This window comes from Aeromonas sp. SE22 (assembly GCF_038739755.1).
Lineage (GTDB): Bacteria > Pseudomonadota > Gammaproteobacteria > Enterobacterales > Aeromonadaceae > Aeromonas > Aeromonas jandaei.
On the sequence record NZ_JBCGFD010000011.1, the window covers coordinates 79,072 to 97,851 of the forward strand.

The following is an 18,780-nucleotide window of genomic DNA, read 5'->3' on the forward strand; positions in this document are numbered from 1 at the left end:
AAGGGGGATGCGGGCAGGGCCGCAGAACAAAACGCCGGGATGCAGGAGAGTGCAGGCGTGAAAAAGCAGCGGACGCCCGGGAAGGCGTCCGCTGACAATCGGGGGAATTACTTCTTTACGGGGGCGTCGTACTGTTCGGGTTCGTCGCTATAGACGCAGACGTTCCACTTGGCAGCCAGGCCATCGTCGGCCAGACAGTAACGCTCGAAGAAAGCCTTGATCTCGGCGCGCTGGCAGTGCGCCTCGAAAGAGGCCATATCTTGCCAAATCTCGTTGAACACGATGGGGAAGCTCTCCCCCTCGGCAAACGGGCTGGCGATGTGGCGGGTTACCCGATATTGCAGGCAGCCATCCTCACGCAGGGTGTTGGGCTCCAGTGCCTGCAACACCTGAAACAGGGCCTGCTCCTGACCAGCTTTCGGCAGGAATTGGGCGATGCAATAAACCTTCTTGGACATGAGATCCTCCTGTGGGCGACTCGCTCAGGCTTGCTGTAGCGTGACCACCCGGTTGTCGATAAGACGGGCCTTGCCGAGATATGCAGCCATCAGGATCACCAGCTGCTCGCTCTCATCGGTAGCCGCTTCGAGGTTGGCGGCATCGACGATGTCGATGGCATCGGTGCGAAAACCGGCGTTGTCGAGGCGCTGACTGGCCTGCGCTACCAAGGAGGGCAGGTGGTGATCACCCGCTTCGATCTGCTCGGCGATCCAGTTCATAGTGCGCGCCAGCTCGGGAGCGATGGCCCGCTCGGCAGCGGTCAGGTAACCGTTGCGCGAAGAGAGCGCCAGCCCGTCTTCGGCCCGCACGGTCGGCACGCCGACGATCTCGATGGGCATCGCCATGTCGGCCACCATCTTGCGAATGAGCGCCAGCTGCTGGTAATCCTTCTGGCCAAAGCAGGCCACATCCGGCTGTACCAGATTGAACAGCTTGGTGACGACAGTGCTGACCCCGCGGAAGTGACCCGGGCGCAGCGCCCCCTCCAGCAGATTGGAGAGACCCGGCACCTCGACGAAGGTCTGGCTGGCCAACCCCTGCGGATACATGATCTCCGGGGTCGGGGTGAACACCATATCGACCCCGGCCGCTTCCAGCGCAGCGCAATCCTGCTCCAGAGTGCGCGGGTAGTTGGCAAGATCCTCGGCCTTGTCGAACTGCATCGGGTTGACGAAGATGCTGACCACCACCTTCTCGGCGTGGCTGTGCGCCTCTTTCACCAGCGTCAGGTGGCCCTGATGCAGATTGCCCATAGTGGGCACGAATGCGATGGCACGCCCTTCACGGCGCCATTGAGAGATCTGCTCACGCAGAGCGGCAGGATTGTTAACAACCAACATCGGCAGTTCACCTTCAGATGAATCAAAAAGATACGGGTTACATCAGCCTGACAGGATGACGAAACGGGGGCACTGGCCCCCGCTCTCATCGATAGGGCATCACATCAGTTGAAGCAGTGTTCCGGGCCGGGGAAGCTCCCCTCGCTCACCTGCTGCACATAGAGGCGCACGGCGGCACGCACGTCGCCGGTCTCGGCCAGAAAGTTCTTGGTGAACTTGGGCACATAGCCGGAGGTGACGCCAAAGGCGTCGTGCATCACCAGAATCTGACCGTCGGTCGCGGGGCCGGCACCGATGCCGATCACCGGGATGCGCAGCGCCTTGCTGATCCGCTCGGCCAGCGCACTGGGTACGCACTCGAGCACCAGCAGCTGGATACCGGCCGCCTGCAGTTCGAGGGCCTGACGGTAGATCTCCTGGGCCTGAAACTCGTCGCGCCCCTGCACCTTGAAGCCGCCAAAGACGTGGACGGATTGCGGGGTGAGGCCGAGGTGACCGCACACCGGCACCCCGTTGCGGGTGAGATGGCGGATGGAGTCGCAGAGCCAGTCGCCCCCTTCCATCTTGACCATGCGGGCACCGGCTGCCATCAGGCGGGCGGCGTTCTGGTAAGTCTGCTCGGGAGTGGCGTAACTCATGAAGGGCATATCGGCGATGATCAGCGCATTGCTGGCACCGCGAGCCACACAGCGGGTGTGATAGACCATCTCATCCATGTTGACCGCCAGGGTATCCTGACCCCCTTGCAGCACCATGCCCAGCGAATCGCCGATGAGCAGCACGTGGGCTCCCTCGTCGTCGAACAACTTGGCAAAAGTGGCATCATAGGCGGTGATGGCGGTGAACTTTTGACCATCCTGCTTCATCTTCAGCAGGCTGGCGGTGGTGATCTTGCTCATAAAGGCTCCTGTACGTCTGCACTCGGCGCAATGATGGCGAGATCATTGCCCGGGCAGCGGGCAACCAGTTGTGCGAGCGGGGTGCCGCAGGGCAGCACCAGAGCGGGCGCGATTTCGGCCAGGGGCAGCAGCACGAACTCCCGCTCCTTCATGCCGTAATGGGGAACGATCAAGCGCTCGTGGTTGATCACCTGATCGCCAAAGAGCAGCAGATCGAGATCCAGGGTTCTGGGCCCCCACCGCTCCTCTTTGCGCACACGTCCCTGTTCCAGCTCGATTTTTTGTAGTTGATCCAGCAGCGCCAGCGGCGTCAGCCGGGTGTTGAGCCGGGCCACGGCATTGACGTAGTCCGGCTGATCAGCAGGCCCCATGGGGCGGCTGCTGTAAAACGACGAGGCCTGCACCAGCACAGATTCCGGCAAGGTCGCCAGCGCGGCGACCGCGCGGCGCGCCTGACCCAATGGGTCAGACAGGTTGGAACCAATGGCGATGAAGACCTCGGTCATCACGTCTGTGGTCACTCGGCCGCTTTCGGCTTGCGACGGCGCGGGCGGCGACGATTGCGGCTGTTGCTGCTGCGCTTCTCGCCATCGTGGCTACGGCTCTCACCGCTGGCCGGGCGACGAGTCGCTTCCCGTTGCAGTTGCGGGCGCACATCCGGATTGGAAGCAACATAGCGCTCCCACCAGCTGGCCAGCTCGCCGAGACCGCGCTCGACCCGGTTGCGCAGCAACAGGAAGTCGAACGCCGCGCGGAACTTGGGGTGCTCCATGGCGCGCTCGGGGTGCTTGCCCTGACGACGGGTCAGGCGCTGTTGCAGTGCCCAGATGTCGCGGACATCTGTCGTGAAACGGCGGGGAACGGCGATGATACGCACCTGATTGTCGAGCACCTCGTTGATCGCCAGCATGAAGGCGTCATACCAGGGCAGGCCGCTCTCGTTCTCCAGCACCCGACCACGGGCCTCGACGCAGCCCCACAGCAGGGTGGCGTAGAGGAAGGCGGGGGTGACGCGTTTATCTTCACGAACGCGAGTGTCGGTATCGATCAGCGCCTGCTCGATAAACTGCTCGTAAGGCGAATTGCCGTGCGGGGTAAACAGCGCAGCCACTTGCGGGAAGAGCTGCTGGAACAGGCCGTACTCGCGCAGCAGCTTGTAGGTAGTCAGGGCATCGCCAGCCAGGAACAGCTTGAGGGTCTCCTCAAACAGGCGGGCAGCCGGAATATCCTGCAGCAGCGGCGCCAGCTCCCTGATGGGGGCGGCGGTGCGCGGGCTGATGGTCATGTCGAGCTTGGCGGCGAAACGCACGGCGCGCAGCATCCGCACAGGATCTTCGCGGTAGCGGGTTTCGGGATCGCCAATCAGCTCCAGCTTGCGCTCGGCCAAATCTTCCAGCCCGCCCTCGAAATCGTGCAGGGTGAAATCCTTGGCGCTGTAGTAGAGGGCGTTGACGGTAAAGTCACGGCGCTCGGCATCCTCTTCGATGGTGCCGTAGACGTTGTCGCGCAGCAGCATGCCTTCATCGGACTGGGCCGACACATGTTTGCTGGTATTGACCTGATGGTGGTGACCGCGGAAGGTGGCCACTTCGATCACGTCACGACCAAACACAATGTGGGCCAGACGGAAACGGCGGCCAATCAGGCGGCAGTTACTGAACAGCGCCTTGATCTGCTCCGGCGTCGCATCGGTAGCGATGTCGAAATCCTTGGGCGTCTTCCCGAGCAGCAGATCCCGGACTCCGCCGCCGACCAGGTAGGCTTCGTAGCCGCCCTTGTTCAGGCGATAGAGCACCTTGAGTGCATTCTCGCTGATCTCTTTGCGCGAAATCGGGTGCTGGTCACGACTCAGGGTTCGACGTTGTCCGGCAACACGGGCCGGAATGGGGGACTCCGCCGACTGCTCGCCCTCATCCTTGCCGAGCACTTTGCGGCAAAAGTTTGCGATCTGGGAAAAAATGGTACACCTCGTTATGACTTCAAATTGACGGGAGGCCAAAAAAATAGCGGCCTATCATAGCTCACGCCTAACCAAATGAAAAACCGTGACGGCAATTGATCCCGTTTGAATCGGCGTTGCCGGAAAAAATAGCGGTCTATTCCGATAGCTCACACCTGACCAAATGAAAAACCGTGACGGTAATTGATCCCGTTTGAATCGGCGTTGCCGCTAAAAAAGCGGCCTGTTCACAGGAATTCACCGGCCAAAGCCTTGTTAGGGCCGGTCGGCACGGCAACAAGGCGGCTATGGCGCCAACCCCGTCACTATAAATTTAATTTATGGCTTTTCGGGGAATGACCCAATTCCACCTTATACCTAACCGGATCCGCGGCGCAGGGTCCGTTGTTCTCTCTTTTTGCTCTCGAAGGCCTGCGCCCGATCCGCTCAAGCCGACTCGCGCAGCACTTCACCTTGCTTTGGCTGCCAGATTTAGCCGGCAACCAACGGGATCTTCTCGCTGGCGGGCACCCGGACCAGCTGCCAGTGGGCGATGCCCCAGCCGATGATCTCGTCGATCCGGCTTGCCATCAGCTCGGGCGGCGGGCACTGACCGAGAAAGTGCAGCGCCTGCCACAGGGCCGGGCGCACCTCATCCAGCGCCAGCGCCGGCGCATGGTTCTGCTTGGAGAGCTTGTTGCCATCGGCCTGTACCGCCAGCGGCAGATGCACCCAGTCCGGCACGGCTGCCCCCAGGGTCTGGTAGAGGGCAATCTGACGCACCGTCGGCTCCAGCAGGTCGGCACCGCGCACTATCTCGGTGATGCCGCTGTCCATGTCATCCACTACCACCGCCAGGTTGTAGGCGTAGAGCCCGTCGCGGCGGCGGATAATGAAATCCTCCTCGGCGAGCGCCGCCGGCACCGCGATATGGCCCTGCAACCGGTCATCGAAGTGGTAGACCGGATGGTGCTGACGCAAGCGGGCGGCAGAGCCCTCTGCCGTCAGCCCAAGGGGGCGGCAGTGGCCGTTGTAAAAGCCACCGCTCGCCATGATTTCGCGCCGGGTACAGCGGCACCAGTAGAGATCGCCCGCCCGGTAGAGCTGCTCGATGATCTCGTCATAGCGGCCGTGGCGCGCGCTCTGGAACATCACCTCGCCATCCCACTCAAGACCGTATGCCTCAAGGGTTTTGAGAATAAGGTCGGCCGCCCCCGCCATCTCCCGCGGCGGATCGATATCCTCGATGCGCACCAGCCAGCGCCCCTGTTGCGCTCTGGCCTGCAAAAAGCTGCCGAGGGCCGCAATCAGCGAACCGAAGTGGAGCGGGCCGGAAGGGGACGGCGCAAAGCGGCCCACATAGGGGCGAATTTGGGGGGAGGAAGGGGTATTCACAGCCATGACGGTTCGGGTAAGCAGTTCAGTGAGGCGCATTTTGGGACGACCCGCCCAAAAGCTCAATAAAAAAGGGAGCCCGCAAGCTCCCTTTTTCATATTGCAGCGGGTCGGTATCAACCGGCCATCTGCTTTTCCTTGATCTCGGCCAGCGTCTTGCAGTCGACACAGAGGTCGGCAGTCGGACGGGCTTCCAGACGGCGGATACCGATTTCGATACCGCAGTGCTCGCAGTAACCGAAGTCGTCATCTTCCAGCAGCTGCAAGGTCTTCTCGATCTTCTTGATCAGCTTGCGTTCACGATCGCGGGTACGCAGTTCGAGAGCGAACTCCTCTTCCTGCGCGGCACGATCCACGGGATCCGGGAAGTTGGCAGCCTCGTCCTTCATGTGATCAACGGTGCGGTCAACTTCCTGCATCAGTTGGTTGCGCCAGGCACCCAGGATCTTGCGAAAATGCGCCTTCTGTTGGTCATTCATGTACTCCTCACCCGGCTTTTCCTGGTAAGGCGCGACACCCGCAATGGCCAGGGGGCCCAGAGATTTCCTGTTTTCGCCTGTTGGCATGCCCTGTCTCCTAATTCAGCACGCTACCCGTGCCATCCATAAATTGAGGGCGACATCTATAGCAGAAGGGTAACGGGTAAGCAAACGAGCCGTACCAATAATGTTACCCACTCCAATATTTATGAACTCCCCTCGGGTAACAGGTGGCTGGATTCAAACGGGATAAATCCTTGTGCCACCATGCCTTGCACCCCAACATGGGGCCGATAGCATAAAATTTCAACCCCCGCCGCAATTGCCTGTTCAATTAGCAGACTATAGTGCGGATCTATGTGCGCTGCAGGGCGCATCCGGCTTATTCCGGAGTGCAACACCATAAATAGCAGCACGGCTCTGTGACCGGCCGCTTTCATGGCCATCAATTCACGTAAATGCTTGGCGCCACGGGCAGTTACCGCATCGGGGAAGTAGCCCATGCCGGCCTCTTCCCGCTCATCGAGCAGGGTGACCGATTTTACCTCGATGTAACAGTTGCCCTTCTCCTCATCTTCCAGCAAGAGGTCGATGCGACTGTTCTCTTCGCCATATTTCACCTCGGTGCGCAATCTGGCATAGCCGCACAGCGGTGCAATGGCATCCTGCTCGATCAGCTCCCGGGCAATCTGGTTGGCGCGCGCCGTGTTGACGCAGATAAAGTGGCCGGCCGGGCTCTCGGCGATCTCCCAGCTATGGGGCAGCTTGCGCTTGGGGTTGCTTGATGTGGAGTACCAGACCCGGGTGCCCGGATCGGCACAGCCGGTCATGGCACCGGTATTGGCGCAGTGGATGGTGATCACCTCGCCATTGGCCAGTTCGACATCGGTCAGAAAGCGCTTGTAGCGGGCGATAAGCTGCCCGGATTGCAGCGGCGGCTCGAATATCACGGGTTCGCCCTCCGCGCCTGTTCGTTGTCCCACTCATCCCGAGCCCCCTCATCCTTGGCTCTGGCCCGCAGCGGCCAGCAGGCAAGCGGCTGGTAGTGCACCCCGTCCGGAGTCGAGATCGACTCATAGAGGCAAAATTGATCGGCCTTAAGCAGAAAATCGGGGGCCGGCAGGGTGGCTGGCGCCTCGCCCGCCTTGCGCGACAGGGTGACGTGAGGGCGATAACCCTGCTCGCCATTGCCAAGTCCCAGCTTCTCGCCGTGACGCCGCAGCGCCTTCGCCAGCACGGTCAGCTCGTTGGGCCACTCCTTCGGGCCAATCCAGCCTGCCTTGGCGCGGCTGAACCAGCCGGTCTCGTCCAGCCGGATGGTGAGCGGCGGGCAGTGCTGGCGCTCAACGGCGGCGATCAGGCGGCGGGTGGTCACCTCGTCCGCTTCACCGAGGAAGGCGAGGGTGAGGTGAAGATTGGCTTGCGGCACCGGCTGACCGGGCCAGGGGCGTTGATCACGCCAGCTGATGAGTTCGGGAGCGAGCTCCCCGACGGGCAGGGCAAAGAAGAGTTTGGCCATTCGGGTGAAGATGCCTTTTTCCAGACAGAGAGGGTGGCCCATTCTATGGCAGCCATCTCCTCCTGTCTCGCCATCCGGGCCGAGGGCCATCTGCTCCCCTACATCTGCTCACGGTGGCCGGGCTGGCTGTGGCAGAATAGGCGCCGTTTTACCGGTTGCAACAGAAGGTGTTGATCGTTTTGTCCCCACTCCCCATCGTTTCGGTGCTGCCCGAACTCTTTGCCGCCCTCGACCGCCACAACAGCGTGATCCTGCAGGCGCCCCCCGGCGCGGGCAAATCGACCCTGCTGCCGCTGGAGCTGGTACGTCAGAACCGGCTGCCCGGCCGCATCATCATGCTGGAACCAAGACGGCTGGCGGCGCGCAATATCGCCAGCTTTCTGGCGCGTCAGCTCGGGGAGAAGGTGGGCGAGCGCATCGGCCTGCGGGTACGCGGCGAGAGCCGTACCAGCTCCGCGACCCGGCTCGAGATCGTCACCGAAGGGGTGCTGACCCGGATGTTGCAGCAGGATCCCGAGCTCGGCGGCGTCTCGCTGGTCATCTTCGATGAGTTCCACGAACGCAGCCTGCACGCCGATACCGCGCTGGCCTTCGCCATCGAGAGCCAGCAGGGATTGCGCGATGACCTCAAGCTCTTGGTGATGTCCGCCACTCTGGATGGCATGGCACTGGAAAAGCTGCTGCCGGATGCGCCGGTGATCCGTTCGGAAGGGCGCTGCTTTCCCATCGACTACCACTACCGCCCCGCCAATCGCCAGCAGTGGCTGGAGCCCCAGGTCGGCGCCGTGGTGCTCGAAGCGCTGGCCGAGCAAGCTGGTAGCCTGCTGGTCTTTCTGCCGGGACAGGGAGAGATCGAGCGGCTGGCACTGTGGCTGGAAGGACGGCTGCCGGATGACGTGACCCTTGCCCCCCTCTACGGCCGCCTCGACATGGCAGCCCAGCAAGCGGCCATCGAGCCGCCACCTGCGGGCCGCCGTAAGCTGGTGCTCACCACCAATGTGGCGGAGACCTCCCTCACCATCGAAGGCGTCTCTGTCGTGATCGACAGCGGGCTGGAGCGGCGCGCCTCGTTCGATCTGAAAAGCGGCGTCACCCGACTGGAGACCCGCCCCATCGCCAAAGCCTCCGCCACCCAGCGGGCGGGCCGTGCCGGTCGTCTTGGCCCCGGCGTCTGCTACCGGCTCTGGAGCAACGAAGTGCAGGAGCGACTCGCCGAGCAGAGTCCGCCCGACATCCTCACTCAGGAACTGACCGGTCTGCTGCTGGATGCCGCCCAGTGGGGGGCAAAAGTGGAAGATCTGCCGTTGCTCGACATGCCGCCGGCGGCGGCCGTCGCCAGCGCCCAGCGGCTGCTGGTCGCCCTTGGCGCCATGAAGCCGGAGGGTGAGCAACAACTTACCCCGGCTGGCCGCGCCATGGCGGCCTTCGGTACCCATCCCCGGCTCGCCCGCATGCTGCTGCGCGCCCGCGAGCTGGAAGCTGAAGGTCTGACAGGGATTGTCGCCGATGCCGCATATCTGGTGGCGTTGCTGGAAGAAGATCTGCGAGGATCGGAGCGCCTCTCGGTGCTGTTCCACCGCCGTCAGGGAGCCCTGCGCCAGAGTGCGGCCCGCTGGTTTGAACGGCTTGGCACTCGCCCGGCCAATCCACAGGGTCAGTGGCTCGGGCTGCTCTGCGCCCTCGCCTGGCCGGATCGCATCGGCAAGCTGCGCAGCGGCAGCCGTTACCAGCTCAGTGGCGGGGTGAGCTGCGATCTGATCGATGGCCACCCCTGTCAGGGCCAGAGTGCGCTGATTGCGGTGGAGATGGGCCAGAACGAGCGCGGCAGCCGCATCTTTATCGCCGAACCGATAGAGCTGGATGAGCTGGCGCGTCTGTTGCCGGAGCTGCTAAGCGAGCGCCAGTGGTTTGACTGGGACGAGCGCGAGGAGCGGGTGCGAGCCGAACGCCAGCAGGTGATCGGCGAGCTGGTGCTGAGCCAGCGACCGCTGACGGACCTTTCGGATGAGCAGAAGGGGCGCTGCCTGCTGCAGGGCATCCGCCGCAAGGGGCTGCATGTGCTGCCGTGGGACGAGAGCAGCGAAGGGCTGCTGGCCCGTCTGCGCTGCGCACGCGACTGGTTGCCCGATGAGGAGTGGCCAGCCATGGATGACGACAGCCTGCTGGCCACCCTCGAACAGTGGCTGCTGCCGGCGGTGAGCGGCATGACCCGACTGGAGCAGTTGAAAAAGCTCGATATGAGCGACATCCTGCGCCAATCTCTGCCCTGGCCACTGCCCAAACGGCTGGACGAGGCACTGCCCGGCCACTTCACGGCACCGACCGGCAGCCGGGTACGGATCCGTTATCAGCCGGGGCAGGCACCGGTGATCCCGGTACGAATTCAGGAGATGTTCGGTCAGGCGGCAACCCCCTGCGTGGCCGATGGCCGGGTGGCGCTGGTGGTAGAGCTGCTCTCCCCCGCCCAGCGACCACTGCAGATCACCGCCGATCTGGCCGCTTTCTGGGCTGGCTCCTACGAGCTGGTGAAAAAAGAGATGAAGGGGCGCTATCCCCGCCACTACTGGCCGGACAATCCGCTGGAGGCGATGCCGACCAGGGTCACCAAGAAGAAGATGGGTATCTAGGTTCGATTGGCCAGGCCCGATCGGACGTTCGCGAATGCGACATAACAAGTAGAAAGGAAAGCAAAGAGGATTTATGGCAACCCAACGACGCAAGCGCGCCCCCAAGAAAGCGCCACCCAAGCGTACCATCTGGCGCAAGCTGTTCTGGCTTGGCTTCAAGCTCTCGCTGGTGGTAGCGGCCTTCATGGTGGTGTTTGGCATCTACCTCGATACCCAGGTGCGCGAGCGATTTGACGGCGAGAAGTGGCAGCTGCCGGTGATGGTCTACAGCCGTCCGCTGGAGCTCTATCCGGGTCAGCGCCTGTCGCGCGACCAGATGCTGCGCGAGCTCAACATGCTGAGCTACAAGCAGGTGCGCCAGCCCCATACCCCGGGCGAATACACCATCATCGGCAACCGCATCGAGCTTATTCGCCGACCATTTGCCTTCTACGATGGCACCGATGGTGCCCGCGGCCTGCGCCTCACCTTCAACGGCCCGCGCCTCGAGGGGATCCAGTCGCTGGAGAACCAGCGCCAGCTCGGTTACGCCCAGATGGACCCGGTGCTGCTCGATCGCCTCAACACCGAAGATCGGGAAGATCGCCTGCTGGTGCGCCTCGCCGAGGTACCGGACAGCCTGCTGGTGACCCTGCTCACCACCGAGGATCGCGACTTCTATCAGCATGGCGGCGTCTCTCCCATCGCCATCATGCGCGCCATGTTTGCCAACCTGATCGCCGGCCGCACCGTGCAGGGCGGGAGTACCCTCACCCAGCAGCTGGCCAAGAACTTCTTTCTGACCCGTGAGCGCAGCCTGTGGCGAAAACTGCAGGAAGCCTACATGGCGGTACTGATCGATTACCGCTACAGCAAGGACGAGATCCTGGAGTCCTACCTCAACGAGGTCTATCTGGGGCAGAACTTCTCGCAAGGGGTATATGGCTTCGGCCTCGCCTCCTACTTCTACTTCGGCATTCCGGTCAACGAGCTGGATATCGATCAGGTCGCCCTGCTGGTCGGTCTGGTAAAAGGCCCCTCCTATTACGATCCCTGGCGCTTCCCCGATCGGGCCAAGGTGCGCCGCGATCTGGTACTGAAACTGCTGATGGATCACGGCAGCCTGACCCAGGCCGAATATGATCTGGCCAGCAAGCAGCCGCTCGGCATCATCGCCCGCGGCCAGATGAGCTACGGCCGCACCCCGGCCTTCATGGGGCTGCTCAAGCGCGAGATCCAGAGCCGCTTCGGCCCGGATCTGCTCAAACAGTCCGGCCTCAAGATCTTCACCAGCCTCGACCCCATCGCCCAGCATGCCGCTGAACAGGCGGTCGCTTCTGGCCTCGCCGACATCGAAAAACTGCGCGGCAAGAAGAAGCTGGAAGCCGCCATGGTGGTCTCCGACTGGCACAAGGGCGAAGTGGTGGCGCTGGTCGGTGGTCGCGATCCTCGCTACGCCGGTTTCAACCGGGCGCTCGATGCCCGCCGCCAGATCGGTTCGCTGGTGAAGCCAGCGGTCTACCTGACCGGCCTCTCCAACGGCCTGACCCTGGCGACCCCGCTCAAAGATCAGCCGATCCGCATTCGCGGTCAGGATGGTCAGGTCTGGACGCCGCAAAACTACGATCGCAAGTTCCGCCAGAGCGTGCCGCTGATGGATGCGCTGGCCAGCTCCCTCAACGTGCCGACCGTCAATCTTGGTCTGCAGGTGGGGCTGGAGAAGGTGGTCGACACCCTGCACAAACTGGGGGTGCAGCAGGAGATCCAGCCCTATCCGTCGCTGGTGCTGGGGGCCGTTGCGCTCTCGCCGATGGAGGTGAACCAGATGTACCTGCCCATCGCCAATCAGGGTCTTACCCAGCCGCTGTCGGCGATCCGCGCCGTGGTCAAAGGGGATGGCAGCCTGCTCTATCAGCATGATCAGACCGCTAAACGGGTCACCGACAGTCAGGCGAGCTGGCTCACCCTGTTCGCCATGACCAAGACGGTGAGTCAGGGGACGGCGCGCTCGCTGGGCGCCAAGTTCCCGGGTGCCACCATGGCGGCCAAGACCGGCACCACCAACGAACTGCGCGACTCCTGGTTTACCGGGCTCGACAACAATGAGCTGGTCAGTATCTGGGTCGGCCGCGATGACAACACCCCGGCAGGCCTCACCGGTGCCAGCGGCGCCCTGCAGCTCTTTACTGGCTACATGAGCCAGCGCGGCGTCAACAGCCTGAGCCTGCAGATCCCGGAAGGGGTTACCTGGGCCAACTTCTCTCGCAGCAGTGGCACCCGGGTTACCAGCGACTGCCCGGGCAGCCTGCAGGTGCCGGCCAAGGTATCGACCATGGGCTCACCGACCAGCTGCAGCAGCCCGGGTACACCACGCAGCGCGCTGGACGACTGGTTCGGCGGATTCTTCAACTGACCGAGGGAGACGGGTAGCCCGGGCTGCCCGTCTCACCATCCCGCTTACAAGGAGTCACCATGAACCAACCGCTGTTTGAGGCCATCCACCACGTTGCCATCATCGCCAGCGATTACGCTCGCTCGCGCCACTTCTATCACGAGGTGCTGGGCCTGCCCATCATTGCGGAGACCCTGCGCGAGGCGCGCCATTCGTGGAAACTGGATCTGGCCCTGCCGGATGGCAGCCAGCTGGAGCTGTTCAGCTTCCCCATCACCCCCAAGCGCCCCTCTACGCCAGAGGCATGCGGCCTGCGTCATTTGGCCTTTCGGGTGCGCGACCTCGACCGCGTCATCGCCCATCTGCACGCCCACCAAGTCGCTGTGGAGCCGCTGCGGGTGGATGAGCTGACCGGCAAGCGCTTCACCTTTTTCGCTGACCCCGACGGCCTGCCGCTGGAGCTCTACGAAGCGCCGCGCTGAGTCCGCATCGGCCAAACAAAAAGCCGCCCGGCGAACCGGGCGGCTTTTTTATTTATTGCTGGCGTGTTATCAGGCGGTGGTCAGCATGGCGACAGCCAGTGCCATCACCATCATGCCGGCCCAGCCGATGGGCTTGAGGCGCTCGCGGAAGATGAGCAAGCCACCCAGCGCAGTACCGAGAATACCGATGGCACCCCAGGTTGCGTAGGCCACGGCCAGGTCGATCTTGCCACCGCTGACCGCCTCGGAGAGCAGGGTAAAGGCCATCAGCACCAGCAGGATGCCGAGGAAACCCCACCTCTTGTAGCGAAAGCCGACCGAGCGGTTGATCGCCATGTTGGCGCCGATATCCAGCAGAGCTGCGCCAAAAACGATAATTAACGGGTGCATACAACCTCCTCGCCATTGCGGGTGTCATCGTGAGCACTTGTCGGCTCATCGTGGCACTCCCCCATGGTCACCATAACAATACCCACTATCGCCAGCCCCAGACCAATCAACTCCTGAGCACTCAGGTTGTAGTCAAGGAACATCACGGAGACGACGGTGATCAGCGCAATCCCCAGCCCCTCCCACAACGCAAAGGCAATACCAATGGAGATTGTTTTGGCGGCTTTGGCCAGTAGCAGATACGAGAGCGAAATCAGCACCCACATCGGCAAATAGTTGAGCCATCCGGCATCGTTCTCGGGGATCATCGCCATACTCGAGGTGCCTGCCACCTCGGTCACTATGGCGCCCGTCAAAAATATTCGAGCTAAAAGCATGCGACTGAATAACATAAACTTTCCTTTTGTTGCTGCGACGGGAGAGATGGTAGCTCGGGCACTCTCTTTGGCGGGAGTCGCTGAGCATCGACAATATCGACGCTACTCGTTTGCCTTGTCAGTCGGGGGCAGGGTAAGGTGAAGATGGGATCACTGTGTCATATGCCGTAAACCATGAAGCTTTATCAGATAGAACTCTTTGTCGAGTCCGCCAATAGTGGCTCCATCGCCAGCACTGCCCGCCGTCTTGGCAAGAGCCGCAGCTCAGTCAGTACCGCCATTGCAACTCTTGAAGTCGAGCTTGGCGTCGAACTTTTTGAACGCGGTGCCAACCAGAGTCGGCTGACCGAAATTGGCGAGCTGGTGCTGGATGACTGTACCCGCCTGCTGCAGGCCGCCAACAGCCTGCAGCAGAAGTGCAAACATTACGCCTCGGGGGCCGAAGTGGCGCTGCGGATCGCCCGCGATGACGCCATCCCCGAGCAGGTATGGCGCGAGATGCTGGCTGGACTGCACAACCAGTTTCCCGGCACCAGCATCTCGCTGGTGCTCGCCTCCCCGCCCGAATTGCCGGCGCTGGTGGAAGAGGGGTTCGTCGATGCCGCTTTCGGCCTTATTACCGAAGATCAGGAGCGCAGCGGCCTCCACATCGATCTGCTCAACCCGATCCGCACCCTGATGGTGGTCGCCCCCAACCACCCGCTGGCAACGTTGAAACGGGTGGTGCAGCAGGATCTCACCGATCACACTCAGGTCACACTCTCCTATGTGGATGAGTTTTCTGTAAAAAGCCTGCTGCCAGTGGGCGGCAAGCATATTGGTCTCTCCAGCTTCGAGTTGATGCGCAATGCGGTGCTGGACGGCCTTGGCTGGGCGGTGCTCCCCTCCCCCCTCATACAGAGCCAGCTGAGGCAGGGTTCGCTACTGACCCTGAAACACAAGTTCAGCCTGCAGTGGCGGGATTACGGGGTCTATCTGGCGCAGAACGCCTATCACGGTAAGGCGCTGGCCTGGTTGAAGCGCTCAATCCAGACATATCTGGAACCATTCGAATAGATGAAAGTCACGGAGCAAGTTCACGATCTGCATTTAAGCTGATGCGTCTACCGAGCATGATCGTGCATACTGTTTACATACTCATTGAACGCCGGAGGCGTAACCGATATGAGCAGTGCCCAAGACAAGGACGACATTTGGCTGGATGACGACATCATCGAACTCGATGACGAAGAGGTCGTAACCCCCAAGGCACTCAACCCCTGGCAGGTGCTGATCGTGGATGATGAGCCCGACATTCATCATGCCACCCGGCTTGCCCTCTCCAATATTCAGTACAAATCCCGCCCGCTCGAACTGCTCAATGCCTATAGCGGTGCCGAAGCCGCCACCATGCTGGAGGCCAATCCCAAAATTGCCCTGATCCTGCTCGATGTGGTGATGGAGACCGAAGACGCCGGCCTGCGCCTAGTGCACAGGATCCGCAACGAAATGCGCAACTCGCTGGTGCGCATCGTGTTGCGGACCGGCCAACCCGGGCAGGCGCCAGAGCAGCGGGTGATCCTCGATTACGACATCAACGACTACAAGACCAAGACCGAGCTGACGGTACAAAAGCTCTACACCACCGTCATCGCCTCCTTGCGCTCGTATGAAACGCTGAGTGCCATCGACAAGAGTCGGCAAGGCCTTGGCAAGATCCTGGAAGGAGCGGGAGACCTCTACCATCTCCATTCGCTCAAGGAGTTTGCCTCCGGTGTGCTCAAACAGATCAGCGCGATTCTGGACGTCGGCACCGAAGGGGCCATCTGCGCCGAACGCCGCCCGGGTGAGCAGAAACTGGAGATCCTGGCTGCCACCGGTGACTATGAAACCCTGCTCAACGAAGGCAGCATCACCGACTTCCCGACCCTCAACGAGTCGGTCACCAAGGCGCTGGCGGCCCGCTGCAACCGCTTTGAACACCCGCAGGACTCGCTCTATATCGCCGCCCAGAATGGTCGCGAGTTCGTGCTGAGCTTTACCCCCACCCAGCCTCTCGATCCTCTCGAGTGCGACCTGCTGGATGTGTTCTGCCAGCGTATCTCCGCCGCCTACGACAACCTCTATCTCTACAACCAGCTGCTGCGTGCCCAGGAGGCCACCGTAGTGGCGCTGGCTGCGCTGGCGGAGTTCCGCGATTCTGACACTGGCGAACACGTCTTGCGGGTCCAGAAGCTCTCCGATGCTCTGGTGGAAGAGCTGCAACAGATGGCCGCCTACCCCGAGCAGCTCACCCCCGAGTTTGTCGAGATGATCGGCATGGCCTCCATCCTGCACGATGTGGGTAAGGTGGGCACACCGGACCATATCCTGCACAAGCCGGGGCGTTTCGATCCCGACGAGCGGGCCATCATGGAGCAGCATGCCGGCATCGGCGCCAACATACTGCACAAGGCGGGCGAAATGGTGGAGGGCACCAGCTACCTCTCGCTCGGAGCCGAGATTGCCCGTGGCCACCACGAGCATTTTGACGGCAAGGGTTATCCCGAACGGCTGTCTGGCCAGCAGATCCCGCTTTCGGCGCGGATTGTGGCGGTGGTCGATGTGTTCGATGCCCTGCTCAGCAAACGCCCCTACAAGGAGCCCTGGACGCTAGAGCAGACCATGGAGTACATCCAGTCCCGCTCCGGCACCCAGTTTGACCCCCATGTCGTGGCGGCCCTCGCCCGACTGGTCAACGAATCGCGGCTTCCTTACTCGCTCTGAATCTCATGCCATACCGGTGACGCAACCCACCGGTATGGCATGAAAACAGCCAATTTGTTGCATTTTGCGCACACCTACTATCCCCCCGCGATAAACATCCCCTCTCTTTGGCGGCGATATCTGCTGAAATATGGTCATTTAACATCACATCGCTATAATGTCGGCCTGCAAACCCGATATTAAAACCAAGGAAATATCATGAGCCTGAACCTGGTACCGGCCGGCAAGAGCCTGCCCGACGATATCTACGTCATCATCGAAATCCCGCAGAATGCCGACCCGATCAAATACGAAGTCGACAAGGATAGCGGCGCGATTTTCGTGGATCGCTTCATGTCTACCCCGATGTTCTATCCGTGCAACTACGGCTATGTGAACGCGACCCTCTCTCTGGATGGTGACCCCGTCGACGTACTGGTTCCGACCCCCTACCCGCTGCTGGCGGGCTCCGTCATCCGCTGCCGCCCGGTTGGCGTGCTGAAGATGACCGACGAATCTGGCGAAGATGCCAAGATCGTTGCCGTACCCCACTCCAAGCTGACCAAGCAGTACGACCACATCCAGGATGTGAACGATCTGCCGGAACTGCTGAAAGCACAGATCCAGCACTTCTTCGAGCGTTACAAAGAGCTGGAAGCAGGCAAATGGGTCAAGGTTGAAGGTTGGGGCGACAAGGCCGCTGCCGAAGCCGAGATCAAAACCTCTGCCGAGCGTTACGCTGCCAAGTAAGCGCAACCCGCAGATGAAAAAGGCGCCTTATGGCGCCTTTTTAGTGGGTTGTTGCGGCAAATTTCTGGGTGTTTCGCCAGCAGGATCCCCCTGAATATATATTTCACGGCCATCTTGCTGCTGGTAAGGGCGATAGTAGTCGCTCCCGCAGCGATACCCTCCCTCCTTCTGACTCACCAGCTCGCAATTGACCGGCAGCACCTCCAGCCACTTGATGGCCTGCTGGAAGCGCAACCACTCCTGCCACTCATGTTCGCGCGCCAGCTTGTCGCGCAGGGCAAAGGCATCGATACCGTCATCTCCCTTGCTGACGATGACAGGCCCCGCCACTGCAGGCAGGCTCATAGCCACCAGCCATCCCAAGAGCCACAGCTTCATAACCCCTCCTCGTGACTTTTTTTCACAATTAAATTTAAAGCCACATCAGTCTGTTATCCGGTTCACAAAACGAAACATCGCCAAACTAGCCCCGTCTCACCTAGTTGTTAATTATCATCCCCGGCAGGACACACCGCCATGAAGCCAATCGCCGCGCTGTTGCTCGCTTTGACCCTCTCTACCACAGCTCATGCTAGCGAGATCCAGATGAGCTGGCAGTGGCAATCGCCGGGCGGTCAGCACCAGCACTTTCAGCTGACCACGGATGACCAGACCCTGGCAGCGAGCCAGCACGAGATGCAGCTGCTCGATGCCTCCCTTACCAAGCCGCTGGAGACCCTGTACGCCTACATAGGGCCCAGGCTCTACAACAGCATCAATCTCATCAATCAGTACAGCCCCGAGACCGCCACCAAGTTTCGCTCGCTGGAGCAGGCCTTCACCCTGCACGATGACAGCATGGAGTCGCAACTCTTCTGGCAAGCCTACCAGCAGTATCAGGATGACGCTTTCTACCAGATGATGGTGGTGCCCTGCGTACATCCCTCCAATCGCAAGCTACCCTGCGTGCGGCCCGACTACTCGCGGCTCTTCTACCACTTCAAGGACTCCCTCAAGCCGCTGGCCCGCCAGTTTGCCGCCAAGGATCTCGCCACCAGCGTCAGCCTGCTGCAGGAGTGGCTGAACGCCATCCCGACCCAGCCCGAGCAGATGGATCACTTCGCGCCGCCGCTGCAGGTGCTGCAGGAGAACAAGGCCGACAGCGACGAGAAGGCGCTGCTGATGGCCAGCCTGCTGGCAGAGCTGGCGCCGCAATATGTGCTCAGCATCATCTATCCCGATATCAGCATCGGCAGCGTCTCGCCCGCCTGGCTCGCCATCACCGCCGACAGCGGCCTCAAGGGCGATACCCTGATGATCAACAACCAGCGTCAGGTATTGCTGACCGGATCTCCGCTGATGGTGCAGCAGATGGCGCTGGCCAGGATCCCCCTCGTCAGCCAGCCGCTCTACTGAACCCGAGAGCTCAGACCAGCTGCCAATTCATTGATTTTTATCGATGCCATGCCATCCTAGCCCACCCCGTCAAACCGACGGGGTGGTGGCACT

The 18,780-nt window shown here is 61.5% G+C and carries 19 protein-coding genes; 7 read left to right on the forward strand and 12 right to left on the reverse strand.

The genetic code is table 11. From position 1 onward, the window contains the following. Window positions 1–107: 107 nt before the first annotated feature. From AAHA39_RS15965 to thpR, 9 genes are all read right to left on the reverse strand, one after another. Complete coding sequence (locus AAHA39_RS15965) at window positions 108–458, reverse strand: putative quinol monooxygenase (RefSeq protein ID WP_041210222.1); 351 nt, start codon at window positions 456–458, stop codon at window positions 108–110. A 24-nt stretch (window positions 459–482) separates the two neighbouring features. Beyond that, window positions 483–1,340, reverse strand: coding sequence for a pantoate--beta-alanine ligase (gene panC, locus AAHA39_RS15970; protein WP_043849920.1), 858 nt, complete (start codon window positions 1,338–1,340; stop codon window positions 483–485). A gap of 104 nt (window positions 1,341–1,444) precedes the next feature. Beyond that, window positions 1,445–2,239, reverse strand: coding sequence for a 3-methyl-2-oxobutanoate hydroxymethyltransferase (gene panB / locus AAHA39_RS15975; protein WP_042030455.1), 795 nt, complete (start codon window positions 2,237–2,239; stop codon window positions 1,445–1,447). Continuing rightward, entirely contained in the window at window positions 2,236–2,745 is a 510-nt protein-coding gene (gene folK, locus AAHA39_RS15980) for a 2-amino-4-hydroxy-6-hydroxymethyldihydropteridine diphosphokinase (RefSeq protein WP_042030454.1), read from the reverse strand. Before folK ends, panB begins: the two co-directional genes overlap by 4 nt. Before the next feature lie 11 nt (window positions 2,746–2,756). After that, window positions 2,757–4,238: a polynucleotide adenylyltransferase PcnB gene (gene pcnB / locus AAHA39_RS15985; protein ID WP_198505769.1), complete on the reverse strand. Its 1,482-nt coding sequence runs from the start codon at window positions 4,236–4,238 to the stop codon at window positions 2,757–2,759. Between the two features lie 432 nt (window positions 4,239–4,670). After that, on the reverse strand, window positions 4,671–5,579 hold the full coding sequence (gene gluQRS / locus AAHA39_RS15990) for a tRNA glutamyl-Q(34) synthetase GluQRS (RefSeq protein WP_320656489.1): 909 nt from the start codon (window positions 5,577–5,579) through the stop codon (window positions 4,671–4,673). A gap of 110 nt (window positions 5,580–5,689) precedes the next feature. After that, window positions 5,690–6,139 (reverse strand): RNA polymerase-binding protein DksA, encoded by a 450-nt coding sequence (gene dksA / locus AAHA39_RS15995; RefSeq protein ID WP_005335644.1) that lies wholly within the window; start codon window positions 6,137–6,139, stop codon window positions 5,690–5,692. 119 nt (window positions 6,140–6,258) lie between these two features. Beyond that, window positions 6,259–7,002 (reverse strand): DNA/RNA nuclease SfsA, encoded by a 744-nt coding sequence (gene sfsA, locus AAHA39_RS16000; RefSeq protein WP_320656488.1) that lies wholly within the window; start codon window positions 7,000–7,002, stop codon window positions 6,259–6,261. After that, the gene (gene thpR, locus AAHA39_RS16005; protein WP_320656525.1) at window positions 6,999–7,571 is read right to left on the reverse strand and encodes an RNA 2',3'-cyclic phosphodiesterase; all 573 of its coding nucleotides are present in this window, start codon (window positions 7,569–7,571) and stop codon (window positions 6,999–7,001) included. Before thpR ends, sfsA begins: the two co-directional genes overlap by 4 nt. A gap of 179 nt (window positions 7,572–7,750) precedes the next feature. Here thpR and hrpB point away from each other — a divergent pair, with 179 nt between their 5' ends. The 3 genes from hrpB (at window position 7,751) to gloA2 (ending at window position 13,051) form a co-directional block, all read left to right on the forward strand. Next, entirely contained in the window at window positions 7,751–10,198 is a 2,448-nt protein-coding gene (gene hrpB / locus AAHA39_RS16010; protein ID WP_320656487.1) for an ATP-dependent helicase HrpB, read from the forward strand. Between the two features lie 73 nt (window positions 10,199–10,271). Then, on the forward strand, window positions 10,272–12,590 hold the full coding sequence (mrcB, locus tag AAHA39_RS16015; RefSeq protein WP_320656486.1) for a penicillin-binding protein 1B: 2,319 nt from the start codon (window positions 10,272–10,274) through the stop codon (window positions 12,588–12,590). Window positions 12,591–12,649: 59 nt separating this feature from the next. After that, a complete protein-coding gene (gloA2, locus tag AAHA39_RS16020; RefSeq protein ID WP_320656485.1) occupies window positions 12,650–13,051 on the forward strand; it encodes an SMU1112c/YaeR family gloxylase I-like metalloprotein in 402 nt (133 codons plus the stop codon). 69 nt (window positions 13,052–13,120) lie between these two features. On the opposite strand, the gene AAHA39_RS16025 is transcribed toward gloA2, so the two are convergent. Next, window positions 13,121–13,441: an SMR family transporter gene (locus AAHA39_RS16025; protein WP_033113059.1), complete on the reverse strand. Its 321-nt coding sequence runs from the start codon at window positions 13,439–13,441 to the stop codon at window positions 13,121–13,123. Next, window positions 13,429–13,833: an SMR family transporter gene (locus AAHA39_RS16030; protein ID WP_082035428.1), complete on the reverse strand. Its 405-nt coding sequence runs from the start codon at window positions 13,831–13,833 to the stop codon at window positions 13,429–13,431. Before AAHA39_RS16030 ends, AAHA39_RS16025 begins: the two co-directional genes overlap by 13 nt. Before the next feature lie 159 nt (window positions 13,834–13,992). Here AAHA39_RS16030 and AAHA39_RS16035 point away from each other — a divergent pair, with 159 nt between their 5' ends. The 3 genes from AAHA39_RS16035 to ppa all read left to right on the forward strand — a co-directional run bounded on the left by AAHA39_RS16035 (window position 13,993) and on the right by ppa (window position 17,292). Further along, window positions 13,993–14,874: a LysR family transcriptional regulator gene (locus AAHA39_RS16035; protein ID WP_320656484.1), complete on the forward strand. Its 882-nt coding sequence runs from the start codon at window positions 13,993–13,995 to the stop codon at window positions 14,872–14,874. Window positions 14,875–14,982: 108 nt separating this feature from the next. Further along, entirely contained in the window at window positions 14,983–16,563 is a 1,581-nt protein-coding gene (locus tag AAHA39_RS16040) for a DUF3369 domain-containing protein (RefSeq protein WP_320656483.1), read from the forward strand. A gap of 198 nt (window positions 16,564–16,761) precedes the next feature. Further along, window positions 16,762–17,292 carry an inorganic diphosphatase gene (gene ppa / locus AAHA39_RS16045; protein ID WP_005335667.1) on the forward strand — a complete coding sequence of 177 codons (531 nt, stop codon included), beginning with the start codon at window positions 16,762–16,764 and terminating at the stop codon, window positions 17,290–17,292. 27 nt (window positions 17,293–17,319) lie between these two features. Here ppa and AAHA39_RS16050 read toward each other — a convergent pair whose 3' ends face one another. Then, window positions 17,320–17,670 carry a hypothetical protein gene (locus tag AAHA39_RS16050; RefSeq protein ID WP_320656482.1) on the reverse strand — a complete coding sequence of 117 codons (351 nt, stop codon included), beginning with the start codon at window positions 17,668–17,670 and terminating at the stop codon, window positions 17,320–17,322. A 138-nt stretch (window positions 17,671–17,808) separates the two neighbouring features. Between AAHA39_RS16050 and AAHA39_RS16055 the strand changes: the two genes are divergently transcribed. Then, the gene (locus tag AAHA39_RS16055) at window positions 17,809–18,687 is read left to right on the forward strand and encodes a hypothetical protein (RefSeq protein ID WP_279011369.1); all 879 of its coding nucleotides are present in this window, start codon (window positions 17,809–17,811) and stop codon (window positions 18,685–18,687) included. Window positions 18,688–18,780 lie beyond the last annotated feature (93 nt).